Here is a 13,686-nt window from a genome sequence, read left to right as displayed (position 1 = left end):
AGCGAAAAACGATGATCCGTGAAAAACGATAACCTGTTAAAAAGCAAAAAACGCATCACCATCAACGATATCGCCAAACTGGCGGGTGTGTCGAAATCGACCACCAGTCTGGTGCTTAATGGGCGCAGCAAGGAGTATCGTGTTTCGGATGAAACGCGAGATCGTATTATTGCCCTCGCCAGCGAGCACAACTACCAGCCGAGCTTCCATGCCCGTTCGCTGCGGTCAACTCGCAGCCATACCATCGGGTTAGTTGTGCCAGAGATGACCAACCACGGTTTTGCGCTGATCTCCCGTGAGCTGGAGATGCTCTGTCGCGAAGCGGGTTTACAACTGCTGATCGCCTGTACCGATGAAAACCCCGGTCAGGAGATGATGGCGGTAAACAGCTTGGTACAGCGCCAAGTGGATGGTTTGATTGTCGCCTCTAGCCAGCTAAGTGATAGCGAATACCAAAAGATCAATGCCCGCCTACCTGTCGTGCAGATGGATCGGTTGATTGGTGAGTCAGACTTACCGCTGGTGATCACCGACTCTGTAGCCTCCACCTCCGCACTGGTTGAGAAGGTGGCTCGCCAACATCCCGATGAATTTTACTTTCTCGGCGGCCAGCCGCGCATCTCCCCTACCCGCGATCGTTTAGCCGGTTTTCAGCAAGGGCTGCAACAGGCAGGGGTTGAGTGTCGACCAGAATGGATACTCAGCGGCCATTATCTACCTAGCTCCGGCTATGAAATGATTGCCCAACTCTGCGCGCAATTGGGGCGACCACCCAAAGCGGTATTTACTGCGGCTTGTGGTCTGCTGGAAGGGGTGTTGCGCTATCTTAATCAGCATCAGCTCATGGAGAGCGACATCCATCTTTGCAGTTTTGACGATCACTATCTGTTCGACTGCTTACCCCTGAAAATAGACACCATCGCGCAGGACTGCCCAGGGCTGGCGCGCCATAGCTTTGAGATGATCACCGCCTTAATCGCCGAAACGCCACTGGCGCAAAATCATCTAATCCTACCGGGCCAGATCCATTGGCGTCATCCGGGTTCTAAGGCACTGAATGAGCCACAGTGAACCGGTTGATACACCTGCACTGATTAGCTCTTGGCAGCGCTGCAAAAAACTGATGCAAGCGCAGCAATGGCGCGAGCCACACCGCGCGGCGGGGGCCACCTTTCAGTCCATTTGTCAGCGCAAAAATGACTTATTAGTGCTAGGTCAGGCTGCACTGGAAGATGCCTATGAGTACATGGAATCACGCCACTGCGTGCTCTTAATTCTCGATGAAAGCGGCTGTACCTTGTGGCAATGCGGCCATCCGCAGACCATTAGCCAGTTGCGGGCGCTGGGCATTGATTGCGGCAGTTATTGGGCTGAAGGATTAATCGGCACCAATGCCCCTGCGCTGGCAATAGCCGAAGGGCATCCGGTACAGGTCAGCGGTCAACAACATTTTAAGCAAGCGCTGCATCCGTGGCGTTTTTGTGCCACTCCGGTGTATGACAACAGTGGCCGCCAGCGCGCGGTGATTGTGTTGGGGAGTTTGCTGGCCGATAACGCCGCCAGTGATTTGCCGCTCACCTTGGCGATCGCCCGCGAGATTGGCAATTATCTGCACGCCGACACCCTACTGGCGGAAACTAACCGCCATCTGAATGAGCTTAATGCCCTGCTGGATGGGGTTGAAGATGGGGTCATGGCATGGGACCAACGCGGCTATCTGCTCTATCTCAACCATCGTGCAGCCGCCATTTTGCAGCTAGATGAAACCAGTAGTCTCGGCAAGCCCGTCACGGACCTGCTGACCCTGCCCGCCTTGCTGACCCACGCTATTTTGCATCGCACCCCCCTCAGCCATGTGGAAGTGACCTTTGAAAATCAGCAGCAATTTATTCCCGCGCTGTTGACCCTCAAACCCATCCCTGATGGTGATCGCTGCGGTTATATCGCCTTGCTGCACCCACAAGAATTGCTGCGGCGTATGGTTTCCAGCCAATTAGGGCGAGCCAGTTATACGTTTGACGATATGCCTATTGCGTCGCTCGAAATGCGCCGCTTAGTGCGCTATGGCAAGCAAGCTGCCAAAGGCCATCACCCCATTTTGCTGCACGGAGAAGAGGGGGTAGGCAAACAGCAATTGGGGCAGGCCATTCATAATGCCAGCAATCAAGCCGATGGCCCTTATATCGTGCTGAATTGTCAGGCATTACCCCAAAATTTGATGGCGCGAGAGTTCCTGGGCAGTGATGCCAGCGAGGGGGAGTCCGGCCAGCCCAGCAAGTTTGAGCTGGCGAATGGTGGCACTCTCTATCTGGAGCAAGTCGAGTATCTGTCGCCCGAAATGCAGTCAGCACTGCTGCAAATTGTCAAAACTGGCATGGTGATGCGGATAAACTCCAATCGGGTCATCCCGGTAGATGTGAGAATTATTACCGCCACTGGCGCAGATCTACCACTGCTGGTGAAGCAAGGGCGCTTTCGCCGTCAGTTGTTTTATACCCTGCAAGCTTTCGAGTTACATATTCCTCCCCTGCGCCAGCGCCAACAGGATATCCCCCTACTGGTCCAGCATACGCTGGCCAGCCTTGGGCAACATTTCCACTGCCAATATCAACCTGATGAGAGTGTTATCCGCCAGCTAGGCCAATATCCTTGGCCGGGCAATGATCAGGAGTTGAAAAGTGTGGTCGAGCGGGCAGCGATGGCCTGTCACAATAACCGCATTATTCTCAATGACTTGCCTGAGCATTTACTGGGAGAGAAACTGGTATTAGAGCCAGATATGCCGCAACCTCAACCCGTATTATCACTACAAGAATTAGAAAGGCAGGCCATCATTCGTGCCGCACTGGTATGCCAAGGCCAACTCAATGAGATGGCGACCTTATTAGGGATAGGCCGCACAACATTATGGCGCAAAATTAAACTCCACCAGATGAATATTCAGCAATTTAAGAGCGCTGAATCCCCATCCACTTAATATCAATCCTTCTCAGCCTGAGAAATAGTTGATAAAACCAAAATATGATCTTACTTTTTCATGTTACTCATTTTTACTCTATATATTTTCATCAGCAGTCAATAAAGCCATCCATCATCGAGTGAAATATTATTTAACAGCATGATTAGCTTAATATCTTAAAGCACATGTAATTATAAATGCTTGCTGAAAAGAAATCTTTGAGATATAAAAAACATCCAAACAGAAACGGGCACGTATAATAAAAATATATAAATAGGTTAAATTCATTTTGGAACTTTATATCAGCGAGTATAAAACACAAATAACACCCATTAAAACAGGATATGTGATTCATGACATTGAAATATAAAATAATTAAGTTTAATACAAATGAATTTGGAATAAATATAGAGTCAATTAAAAATGAAATGCCATTTGAACTATTAACCTGGGATCTAAATGATATAAAAATATCTCAATTAAAACTATTAATTGACCTGTATCCTGAAGAGAAGAAGATCATCTTACAGGAGGCGCAGCACTACCTTGATGATGAATTAGCCCCCACAACAATTCACTCCACAATAATTCAACACTTGATATCAAGGTTACCGGATGAAGATAAAAAAACGTTTTACGCCTATAAGCCCTTTAGGAAAAGAAGTATGAGTCGATTTGTCGCTGAATACATTAATAATCGATGGATAGTGAATAATATTGAGTTGCCTGAACTAGCCAGTTTTACTCAGCGGGCTGACCATCCATTCGATTTAAGAAAACTCATCCGTAAATTTCCCCCCATGGCGTTGGCAACCCGACATTCGCCCATATTAAAAGTGCTCATTAGAAACTTCTTGGAGATATTGTGTGAATGTGAATCCCAGAAAAAACCTACAAAAATTGAAGTCACCTGCCATCAAATGTCTTTGCTTATTGATGGCTCAATACCATCAGCTTGTAACTCCCCCGAAGGTTTACATCAGGATGGCAGCGACTATATCGTATCGGCTCTGGTAATTGATAAATACAATATTGAGGGCGGCACCAGCCAACTCTACTGTGCTGAAAGAAAAGCCTTTATTCAGTCGCATACCTTATCGGCGGGTGAAGGGTTATTCCATATTGATAAGAACTCAACCATTTGGCACCAAGTCACACCAATAACATTAAAAGAGCCATCGATAAAAATTGGATACCGAAACATACTCGGTTTTGATTTTAACCTGATATCGTCACTATAATATTATACGACATTAACTTAATGAATATTGTAAGTCTGCAAAAAAAACAAAGTATTATATTATCACTTTTATTCTTCATTCATGGGGTGGTCTATGCCAGCTTAGTGCCTTGGCTTCCTGAAATAAAGGAGCGCTTTGAGCTTAATAACTCTATGGTGGGTATCATGGTATCGGCGATCCCAGCAGGCTCTATTACTTTTGGATTACTCTCGAAAAGAGTTATCCATTTCATTGGGTTATATTGGGCAACAAATATAACCTTTATACTTTTAATTACTTGCATATCAATAGTTCCTTTTTCATCATCATGGTATGGAATAACACTAACACTTTTTCTATTTGGTATTTTTGACTCTTGGGGCGATACTTGCATCAATGTACAAGCTATTAATGTACAAAAATCCTATGGTCAAAGCTTAATTAATCGATTCCATGGCGCGGGCAGTATTGGCACCATTTGGGGGGGAGTTATTGCGGTATCTGCTATTGGCGCAGGTCTTTCAATGGGTCAATTTAGCATTGCTATATTCTGTATAAACTTAGCCATGTTAATGGCTTATATTATTTTTTTCCAAAGCGGAAAAACGCAAAGTGAAATATTTATACGTGGAAATATTAAACAAAAAATGAGTTTCCCTGAAAAAGAACTGTATTTCATTGCCTTAATTATACTCGTATTCACCTGCGGCATAGAGGAAACAGCCAGTATATGGGGAGCAATCTATATGAAGGACAACTATGAAGTTTCATCTACGACGTCTGGTTTACCTTATTTAGCCTGTCAAATATGCATGGTGATTGGTCGTGTTTTTGGCGACGCCTTCACTAACAGATTTGGTAAGATAATCACATTAAAGTGTGGCGTGATCATCGCTGCATTCGGTGTGATCATCGTAGTCGGCATCCATTCATCTATTATTACAGTATTAGGATTCTCATTAATTGGACTGGGGATATCAGTTGTATTCCCATTAATAATTTCATTTATTGGTCAACTACCTAATATCAATGCCACTAACGGGATCACTTTCGCCACTTGGATGTCAAGAGTTGGCCTACTGCTCACTCCACCTTTACTCGGGATGCTGGCAGATATGACATCTTTAAGAGTTGCACTTATTGCAGTAATCATAAGTTGTTTGTTCATTTTAATATTAATTAATTACCTATCCAAAAAATTGATTAAATTAGACAATTAACCTCAGGAATTCGATAATGAGAAAAATGAAATGGGCTGTCATATCAGGAGATGGACTTCCAACCAGTGGCCTGCTAACCATATTTAGAAATGTCGTAGAAATAGCCATAAAAAATAATATTATCATTAATGAAATACCGGCAGACTTAGGATTTTCTTGGCGGCCAGACAAAAAACACTTCTTCCCAAACGGGAGTGAGAAATCACATTATCCAATCTGGATGAAAGTCAGCTCTATCCATCAACATTCAACATATAATGCTATTTGTAGTGATAGATTTTCCAGTATAAGAAGTCAGATTTCAAAATATGAATCATTAACAAGCACAGAGATTAATGATGTCAGGGCGGAGATGGCTTCAATTTCTGAAGCCTATGAAGAGTACTTTATTCATTGGTTTGAGAATAATGCTATTGACTGGGTATTCTCTTTAAATCTGACACTTTCTGATGCGGCCCCTGTTAGCCTTGCGCTTCATAACGCCGCGAAAAAGTATTGGGATAAAAAAGATAATGGCGGCATTATTTTTTGGGATCATGACCTCTTTGGCAGTTATGCCATTTATGAAAATGAAGCGAGGTTATACCCTAAAGAACCAAATCCGTTGACGCCAATACCCCAAGATAATACTTATACTAAATGGATAGTCGCCTCTGAAGCACTGGCAAATGAGAGCAGAAGCTACCCAACAACAATGAAGCCCGATGTCATCCCAAACATATTGCCAACCATTGAGCTATCGGCTCTCAAAGAGAGGCATAGTGAATTTTTAAACCAACATCATATCCCGACAGATTCTGCTGTTGTTATTGTTCCTGTCCGGGTGTTCAGAGTTAAAGGGATTGAAATATCAATCAGTGTATTTAGTGAGCTATTTAATATTTATCAAGAGAAAACATTAGCCACACCGAAATTACTCATATTTGGCAATATGGATGAAGATCCTGAGTATGCCTCTGAGTTAAAAGCGCAGGTAGAATATCTTAATCTTGATAATGAAATTATTTTCTTAAATGAGGTTCCGTTGCAGACATATAAAGATAACGAACATAGATGGTATTTAGATGAAATTGATCTGCTCAAGATTTGCCATGCTCTGTCTGGGGCGGTTTTATTTACACCGAATGTCGAAAATGTCGAAAGCGTTGGTTTAGGCCCAGCCCTTGCAGCTATTGCCGAACTCCCCTGCGCAGTGACGCACTATTCTGCTTTCACCGAGTTTTATGGTGCTGAATATCAACATATAAAAGTGATTCCCAATCACCCTCGAGATGCGGCACAACAGCTATTTGAGTGGATGCACCCGCATACCGCCGGAGAAGAAAAAATGAAAATGCGATTAGTCCGTAATAAGCGGCTTGTTCAAGAAAAATTCCCTCAAGGCCCGTGGGAAAGGTTTATACATCAATTGTTGTAACGCGGTATCACTTAAGTATCAATAATAATTTTCTCGGTAAGCCTCTGACGATAAAGGAAATAGCATGAATATTGTAGATGATAATACTCTCAAGAATAGCAATCATATTCCCTCTGAAATAAACATTTTGATCCTCGGGGCGGGAATGTCAGGTTTAGAGCTAGCCAAGCATTTACACCATCGAGCGGTTAAAAACGTGGTTGTTATTGATGTGGGGCCAATGGCCGATGGCTGCCATATCAATGCCGGTGACGAATATCAGCATGCTGATAAATTTTGGAAAAATGAAGAGTCAGATAAATACGCCTTCCGATCCTGGCGGTCATTAAGTGAACCCCACTTTTCGAAAGGGAGCTGCTTGCGTCGAAGAGTGGGTGGCAGATCACTCTATTGGCATGGCGTTATTCTGCCAATAGAAGCCGATGCCCTCAAATTCTGGCCTCCACAAATTGTCAGTGACCTCACTGAAACGTGGTTAGGTGGCCCACCACTTTACACCCAAGTAGAGTCTGAAATATTGGCATGGGCAGAGAAGAGTTATGACGCTGACCACTCATTCCAGCTTGCTGATTTTAAATTTAAAGTCACACCGCAGGCCACGCGTAATATCGATTCATCAGACCGCTGGGAAGCCTACTCACCCTTATCCTATTGGCGCGAAGCAGGCCAATCAGAAACTATTCTGCCCATCATTTCTGGCTATGAAGCTATCGCGATTATGATTAGCAATGGCCACTGTATTGGGGTGAAATTGCGAAATATTGAGTCAAATGAGGTACACCACATATTAGCCGATAAGTGTGTTCTCGCCTTGGGCACCATTGAGAACTCACGTTTAGCTGCACAGGCACTTTATGATTCCGGGCATTTGATTGAGAAGAAAATAACCGGTCTGGTTGATCATATCGTGCAAGGATTTAATGTGACGCTTGAGCATCACGCAGCACCTATGATGTTCAGGGAATTAATTGAAACTCATCCCGACACTATCTTTTTTAGTCACAGCCTATCAGGCGAACGATTCAACCTGTTCTTTACGCTCAGTCAATCCGACTTTGGTGTTGAATTAGAAGCATGGACTATGGGCGAGCAGATTCCATCAATTGATGGGTATATTAAGGTAGAGAGAGATGATAAAGAAGCAATTCCATTATCGATATCATCTCATTTAAGTAATGAGGATAATATATTAATTCATAAAGAACAGGATGAATTAAATATTTTCTGGCATGAGATATGCCAACAAATAAAAATACCTTTTTCGCCTTTAGCCTTTGATGGTGGTTTTAGTGTCCATGCCAGAACGATGGGCGATGTCTATGATGAGTTTCACTCTCCATTAAGAGCGGTTGATTATCATGTTCCTGCAACATGGATAAGCCCACTTGGAACAGAAAACCATGAAAGTAGCACTCTTCCTCTTGGCGAAATACTTAACGAAAGGAGTGAATTCAAAAACATCAATAAGTTATATGCCGTCGGCCCCTGTACATTCCCCCGTCCTGGCGCGGCGAACCCCTCGTTAACGACACTCGCTCTATCACGCCGGCTCGCTTATATTTTAGATTAATATGATAATAAATAAGGATATTAATTATGTGCAAACCTATTTACATTCTCGGCACGGCTTTATCTCATGATGGCTCTACCTGCTTAATGAAAGACGGTGAAATTATATTTGCCATCGAGAAAGAGAGATTATCCAGAGTAAAGCATGATGGTTTTAATGATAATAAAACTATCCAATACTGTTTAGATGCAGCAGGTATTGAATATCATGACCTCTCACTGATAGTAGAGCAAAACTCTTACAGCCCATTATTTAGCGAACAATTAGAAGAGCGTAAAAATAGGATTTTGCCATCAATGGTTCCCATTGTGACAATTTCTCATCACTTAGCCCATGCTTATAGCGCAGTAGGTACATCACCTTTTGATGATATGGGCGTGGTCGTGATTGATGGACATGGCGGCAGTTTAGATAGTTGTAATGATGCTGTTGAACATATTTACGGCGTAAACAACATTCATGTTAATAATCGCTACCGCTATTGGGAGACTTGTAGCTACTACGTTTATCAAGATGGCAAGATGACGCCTGTATTCAAAGACTTTTCCCGCTGGGTTAATCGAAAGAATCGCAGAGACTACCCTGTTTCGACATGGGAAATTGAGAATTCCATTGGCGAGTTCTACGAAGGAATTGCATTGTATATTTTTGGCGAGTTGGATTGTGCCGGTAAATTGATGGGACTGGCCCCTTACGGTAGGCCCAATATGATTCATTGGGAGCCTTTCTTTTTCGACGCTGGCAAAATTACACTCCGTAACGATTGGTGGGCGAATATAGATCCCCTGCTCAATACCCGTCCGACGCATTTTAAAGATAATTTCCAATACTATTCAGATCTGGCTTATTGGGCGCAATCTAAACTTGAGGAGGCACTATTCTATCTGTTTGATTATTATTACCATCTTCATCCGATGAAGTACTTCGCTTATGCCGGTGGCGTGGCTTTAAATGCCACGGCAAATGAAAAGCTGATTAAAGGGTGCGAGTTTGACGATCTCTATATTCAACCGGCGGCAGGTGACAATGGGCTTTCTATTGGTTGTTGTTATTATGGTTGGTTAGAGGTACTGAAAAAAGAGCGAGTAAAACATTCGGGTTCAACCTATTTTGGTAAAACTTACAGCGATATGAGTGTCGAGCAAGAACTTGAGAAACATACCGAGAGCCTCGAGTACAGCTATTATGATGACATTGAAACTATGGCAGCAAAATCCATTGCGGCTGGCCATGTGATAGCTTGGTTTCAGGGCGCGTCTGAATTTGGGCCTCGTGCTTTAGGCAATAGAAGTATTTTGGCCGATCCCCGCAACTCTGACATGAGAGATCATATTAATGCGAATGTGAAGTATCGAGAGGATTTTCGGCCTTTTGCGCCAGCGGTGCTACACGAAAAAGTGCATGACTATTTCGAATTGAATCATGACAGTGACTACATGCTATTTATTGCCTATGTCAAAGCGCAATACCAATCTGATTTGCCCTCAATTGTCCATGTCGATGGGAGTGCTCGAGTACAAACCGTTAAAAAGGAAATCAATAAAAAGTTCCATAAATTGATAACCTCTTTTTATGAGGAGACTAGAATACCCATTCTACTAAATACTTCGTTGAACACCAAAGGAATGCCGATCGTTGAAACCCCCAGTGACGCCATTAACTTATTCCTAAATTGCGGTTTAGATTTATTGTTTATCAATAACTACCGGGTATCCAAGAAAAAACCCGTTTAGTGGCGCGGGATAAATCAAATTATTCATCCTATGACATTATAAAAACATGAGGTTTTTATGTCGAAAAACAGATCGCCGAATAACGAAGAAAAAAAACTGAAAGTCGGTGTTATTCATTTAGCCACGGAAGGTATTCAACTGTTTGTAGGTGGCGTGGGTTCTTATATCCGAGGGCAGATCCAAGCACTGCCTGAGGTGATTAATCTGTTAGCAGATAACAATATTATTCTGGAGGCTCATTTTATTGAGATTGCATGCAGCAGGTACCATGCTTTCTATGATAACGAGTGCCGCACCCACTATATAAGTCAAATTCACCATATGGGGGGCACTTTTTCAACGGTGCCCAATATGACTCAAGGGAGAGGTGCGGGGTGTTCATGGCCCTATGGTGATAATTTTCTGGGTAATATACAAAACTGGCAAGTCTCTTCAGCCGCAGGGGCAGCAAAAATCATGGATATCAGTGCAGATTATGATATCACCTTGGCTTTTTGTCATGAACTGCCCTTCTCATTTACCCCTTTAATTGCGCGTCTCCATGCGGCGATGGAGGGGGTTAATTTAAAGATTATCTATATCTCTCATGGCACCGCATTTAATCATGAAATGCCATTGCCTAATCCTGAACGTCTGATGGCAGAATCATTACCCATCCATTGGGCCAAGATTGATTCAAATATTAAATTGGGGAGTATCAGCCAATTTATGGCGGCCCATTTAGTAAAAGAGTATGGCGCAGATCCAACCTCTTTCGTCCCTGTACCGGCAGGGATTAATTTCAACGATCCTTGGTTTCGGATTCGCAGTGATCAGGAGATCAGTGACACACTTTCACAATATGAAATACCACTGGAGCGCCCATTGGCAATCACTCTCGGTAGAGGGGTGCGCTACAAACGTCATGATTTATTACTCAAAGCGAGCTGTTATCTGGATAATGATATTCATCCAGTTATCGTCAGTGATCCTATTTTGCCCGAATTATCGGCATTAGCCCGCCAGCTCCCGATACAGTCCTCAATAATAAATTCATTTGATCGAGAACTCATGGCGTGCCTTATTCAATGGCGCAATACTCAGGTTTGCGTGCTTTCTGCTGAGAATGAACCCAATGGCTTAATCCCCATGGAAGCGCGCTGGTTAGCCAGAGGACAGGGGGCGTTATTAGTCGTCGCTGACTCAGGGGGGTTAAGTGAGCAAGTCGAGCAAGGTATTGATGGGTTCCGGTATCGAGCCGGGGATGCAGAAAATCTGGCAGCAGTGATACGTCAGGTTTACCCATTATCTGAAGTGGAAAGAGATAAGATTCGGCGGGCAGGGGCAACACGAATAAAAACACATCATCAATGGGATAAACAAATTTTGGCCCCACTGGCCTGCCTGATTCCTCAAATAGCAGCCCTTGATTGATGCTGGGCTGCCTATTAAAGTGACAATTTTGGCGGTAATGAGTTACTGGAGTTTCAATACCCCAAGTGCCGTATCTAACAAAGCAGTTTGCCCATTACGGCTCGCCTCAAGGCAGCCCATAGCACCGACTAACATGGGAATATCCAGCTCTTTCGCCAAAATAGCGCTATGAGACATAATATGCCCTTGGCTTAAACAGATGCCTTTAACCTGTTGGTGATTCAACCCAACCATCTGTGACGGCAGCAGCTCTTCAGCTAATAATATGATTTCACCGTCAACTGAAAGCGGAACCGGGGGCAGCCCCGTTAGATGGCCTAATGTGCGATTCAGAATATCGCGGATATCCAGTTCGCGGACACGTAAATATTCATCATCCAGCGCGAGATAATCCGCCACCATCGCCATCAGTTCATCCTGCACCGCAGATTCAGCACAGACGAGCTGCCCCGCGATTCGTGCCTCCATCGCCTGATGTAACTCTTCATCATCAATCAACATCTCGTGAGCACTGAAAATGGCCGCCGCCTCGGCGCTTATCTGCTGTTCGGCTTGCTGCTTCAATTGCTGTAAATCGGCTGTTGTTTGCGCCAGTGCCAGATGTAACCGCTGCTGTTCGCGGGCAATCTGTTCGGCATTGATGGTGCGCGGCAGAAAAACCGGGATCGCGGGCTGCCACTGCAACAGGGGGGCGCGAATCGCTCCGCGAGGAACCATTACGCCAGTGAATCCACTGTCACCGGTTGTCGTCACCGACTCACCAAAGTGCTGTTGAGCCAGTTGCATAAAGGCATCCAGTGCTTCACCGGCCTGCAGACCACTGGCGAGCAAACGGATGGTGTCGCCCTTGCGCACTTGTAAAATCGCCAGTTGATTCAGGCTACGTGGGTTGACGCACTGCCCATTTTTTTCCAGCAACAGATCGGCGGCGAAGGGGGCCAAGACTTCGACCAATTTAGCCGCCGGCCGTACATGCAAACCGTTGGGATTGCGCACCACCCAACTGACACTCTGGGCATCAGGGGCTGATTGAGTCACCGCGCGACTGACCGACTCCGCGACATCTTCCCCTAGCTGAGCGGCTTTGGCAGCCAGCGCCCCCATGGCTTCAGCGCGAACATCCACCAATGAAGCGCCGGATGATGCCGCCACCACCGCCGCTAGTGTCCCTTCTACCAGCGGCGCGGCGCAGAGTTGCACGTGCTGAGCGATGTCGGGATCCAACAGCTCAAGGGCGGTTTCCGCGCTGAGCAAAGCGCTGCCTAAATCCATCAATACCAGTACACCCGATGGGGTATACACCGATTCAATAGCTTCCATCACTTTAATGGCATCCGTGCCGATCGGATGATCCAGGTCGTCTACACCGGCGGCAACCGCTAACTGGCAGCCCCCTTGTGTCATTTGCTGTGCCAGTTCGGCCACACCCTGAGCCAGCAGCGCGCTATGAGAAACTACAACGAGATTGACCATCTTTCCTCCTGATTAAGGTGTCGGTTGAGCCACATTAATGGCTGGCAACCTGCCATAGCGCCTGCATCATTAGCATGGCGGATGTCGCCCCGGGATCCTGATGGCCAATGCTGCGTTCGCCAAGATAGCTGGCGCGTCCCTTACGGGCCTGCATGGTGATCGTCCCTGCCAGCGCTTGTTGGGCGCGATCAACCGTCTGCTGCAAGGCCTCCACCAGTGGCACCCCCTGCTGATTCGCCTGCTCAAGTTGCGCCACGACCGCCCACCAAACATCACACATGGTTTTATCACCCGGCTCTGCTTTACCGCGCATCACCACCCCTTCAACTCCGTCTTTGAACATCTGGCACACTGCCGCCAGATCCAAGCTTTGCTTAGCATTGGTGCTCTGCGCGGCGCGGATAAAGAAGGTGCCAAACAGCGGGCCACTGGCCCCCCCGACACTGGAGAGCAGGGTCATACCGGTATTTTTCAGAATGAAACCAATGTCTTTATCGGCAAAAGAGGGTAACTTTTCGACCACCTTATTAAAGCCGCGATTCATATTCAGGCCGTGGTCGCCGTCGCCGATTTCGGTATCCAACTGCGTCAAAAAATCGCGCTGTTCACTAAAAACCTCAGCACAAAGCTGTAACCAACTGACAATTTGTTGTTTGGTGAGTCCCATGGTCTTCTCCAGGC

10 protein-coding genes are annotated in these 13,686 nt (G+C 45.5%); 8 read left to right on the top strand and 2 right to left on the bottom strand.

Annotation, left to right across the window (positions count from 1 at the left end; translation table 11 throughout):
• The first annotated feature begins 18 nt into the window (after positions 1-18).
• The 8 genes from HRD69_RS08510 (at position 19) to HRD69_RS08475 (ending at position 11,532) form a co-directional block, all read left to right on the top strand.
• Positions 19-1,071 (top strand): LacI family DNA-binding transcriptional regulator, encoded by a 1,053-nt coding sequence (locus HRD69_RS08510; RefSeq protein ID WP_004876092.1) that lies wholly within the window; start codon positions 19-21, stop codon positions 1,069-1,071.
• On the top strand, positions 1,058-2,977 hold the full coding sequence (gene dhaR, locus HRD69_RS08505) for a dihydroxyacetone kinase operon transcriptional regulator DhaR (RefSeq protein WP_032815033.1): 1,920 nt from the start codon (positions 1,058-1,060) through the stop codon (positions 2,975-2,977). Before HRD69_RS08510 ends, dhaR begins: the two co-directional genes overlap by 14 nt.
• A gap of 335 nt (positions 2,978-3,312) precedes the next feature.
• The gene (locus HRD69_RS08500; protein WP_004876094.1) at positions 3,313-4,200 is read left to right on the top strand and encodes a 2OG-Fe dioxygenase family protein; all 888 of its coding nucleotides are present in this window, start codon (positions 3,313-3,315) and stop codon (positions 4,198-4,200) included.
• Between the two features lie 20 nt (positions 4,201-4,220).
• Positions 4,221-5,399, top strand: coding sequence for an MFS transporter (locus tag HRD69_RS08495; protein WP_004876095.1), 1,179 nt, complete (start codon positions 4,221-4,223; stop codon positions 5,397-5,399).
• A 16-nt stretch (positions 5,400-5,415) separates the two neighbouring features.
• Entirely contained in the window at positions 5,416-6,816 is a 1,401-nt protein-coding gene (locus tag HRD69_RS08490) for a glycosyltransferase family protein (protein ID WP_032815034.1), read from the top strand.
• 64 nt (positions 6,817-6,880) lie between these two features.
• Positions 6,881-8,386, top strand: coding sequence for a hypothetical protein (locus tag HRD69_RS08485; RefSeq protein WP_004876097.1), 1,506 nt, complete (start codon positions 6,881-6,883; stop codon positions 8,384-8,386).
• A gap of 26 nt (positions 8,387-8,412) precedes the next feature.
• On the top strand, positions 8,413-10,119 hold the full coding sequence (locus HRD69_RS08480; protein WP_004876098.1) for a carbamoyltransferase family protein: 1,707 nt from the start codon (positions 8,413-8,415) through the stop codon (positions 10,117-10,119).
• A 57-nt stretch (positions 10,120-10,176) separates the two neighbouring features.
• Entirely contained in the window at positions 10,177-11,532 is a 1,356-nt protein-coding gene (locus tag HRD69_RS08475) for a glycosyltransferase family 4 protein (RefSeq protein WP_004876099.1), read from the top strand.
• 42 nt (positions 11,533-11,574) lie between these two features.
• Here the strand turns inward: HRD69_RS08475 and dhaM are convergent, their stop codons facing one another.
• Together dhaM and dhaL are read right to left on the bottom strand one after the other, a co-directional pair.
• Positions 11,575-13,005 carry a dihydroxyacetone kinase phosphoryl donor subunit DhaM gene (dhaM, locus tag HRD69_RS08470; RefSeq protein WP_004876100.1) on the bottom strand — a complete coding sequence of 477 codons (1,431 nt, stop codon included), beginning with the start codon at positions 13,003-13,005 and terminating at the stop codon, positions 11,575-11,577.
• Positions 13,006-13,039: 34 nt separating this feature from the next.
• Positions 13,040-13,672 (bottom strand): dihydroxyacetone kinase subunit DhaL, encoded by a 633-nt coding sequence (gene dhaL, locus HRD69_RS08465; protein WP_004876101.1) that lies wholly within the window; start codon positions 13,670-13,672, stop codon positions 13,040-13,042.
• Positions 13,673-13,686 lie beyond the last annotated feature (14 nt).

The sequence above is a fragment of the Yersinia mollaretii ATCC 43969 genome, from assembly GCF_013282725.1.
Lineage (GTDB): Bacteria > Pseudomonadota > Gammaproteobacteria > Enterobacterales > Enterobacteriaceae > Yersinia > Yersinia mollaretii.
The sequence above is the reverse complement of the archived record's forward strand: the minus strand, read 5'-3'. Positions and strand labels throughout refer to the sequence as shown.

Excerpts from the sequence above, each read along its gene's own strand:
- dhaR (WP_032815033.1), top strand. The coding sequence starts at position 1,058 with ATGAGCCACAGTGAACCGGTTGATACACCTGCACTGATTAGCTCTTGG.
- HRD69_RS08500 (WP_004876094.1), top strand. The coding sequence starts at position 3,313 with ATGACATTGAAATATAAAATAATTAAGTTTAATACAAATGAATTTGGA.
- HRD69_RS08495 (WP_004876095.1), top strand. The coding sequence starts at position 4,221 with ATGAATATTGTAAGTCTGCAAAAAAAACAAAGTATTATATTATCACTT.
- HRD69_RS08490 (WP_032815034.1), top strand. The coding sequence starts at position 5,416 with ATGAGAAAAATGAAATGGGCTGTCATATCAGGAGATGGACTTCCAACC.
- HRD69_RS08485 (WP_004876097.1), top strand. The coding sequence starts at position 6,881 with ATGAATATTGTAGATGATAATACTCTCAAGAATAGCAATCATATTCCC.
- HRD69_RS08480 (WP_004876098.1), top strand. The coding sequence starts at position 8,413 with ATGTGCAAACCTATTTACATTCTCGGCACGGCTTTATCTCATGATGGC.
- HRD69_RS08475 (WP_004876099.1), top strand. The coding sequence starts at position 10,177 with ATGTCGAAAAACAGATCGCCGAATAACGAAGAAAAAAAACTGAAAGTC.
- dhaM (WP_004876100.1), bottom strand. The coding sequence starts at position 13,005 with ATGGTCAATCTCGTTGTAGTTTCTCATAGCGCGCTGCTGGCTCAGGGT.
- dhaL (WP_004876101.1), bottom strand. The coding sequence starts at position 13,672 with ATGGGACTCACCAAACAACAAATTGTCAGTTGGTTACAGCTTTGTGCT.